At 71.8% G+C, this 490-nt stretch carries 1 protein-coding gene; it reads left to right on the top strand.

The genetic code is table 11. The features are described 5' to 3' along the window. Positions 1 to 17: 17 nt before the first annotated feature. Positions 18 to 490, top strand: a 473-nt coding sequence (locus tag LPA54_RS37000) for an acyltransferase family protein (protein WP_228984860.1), incomplete at its 3' end; no start/stop codon positions are given.

Genomic DNA, 490 nt, shown 5'->3' with positions numbered 1-490 from the left:
GATCGGAGGCCCGTGGCATGACCCACGGATACACGACCGGTACGGGCGTGAGCCCGGAACCGGCGGGCCCGTGCGGAACACCGCACGCCGACGTCCCGCAGCAGCGCACGACCGAGCCCGTGCCCGCCCCGGAGCCCGGGAAGCCGGGCCGCGACCGGTACCTGGACCTGCTGCGCTCCATCGCTCTGGTCCGCGTCGTGGTGTACCACCTCTTCGGGTGGGCCTGGCTGTCGGTGCTGTTCCCGTCGATGGGCGTGATGTTCGCGCTGGCGGGCTCGCTGATGGCGCGGTCGCTGAAGCGTCCGGCGTGGAGCGTGATCCGCGGGCGGGTCCGTCGGCTGCTGCCGCCGTTGTGGGCGTTCGCGGCGGTCGTGCTGACGCTGTTGTTCGTGGTCGACTGGAGCCCCTCGAAGGACCCGGACCAGGACGGGGTCTGGGGTCTGATCAACCTGGTCAACTACGTCGTCCCGATCGGCGCCCCGCCCTACCC

This window comes from Streptomyces sp. DH12 (assembly GCF_020873895.1).
Classification (GTDB): Bacteria; Actinomycetota; Actinomycetes; order Streptomycetales; family Streptomycetaceae; genus Streptomyces.
This window is presented reverse-complemented; position numbering and strand designations above follow the sequence as displayed.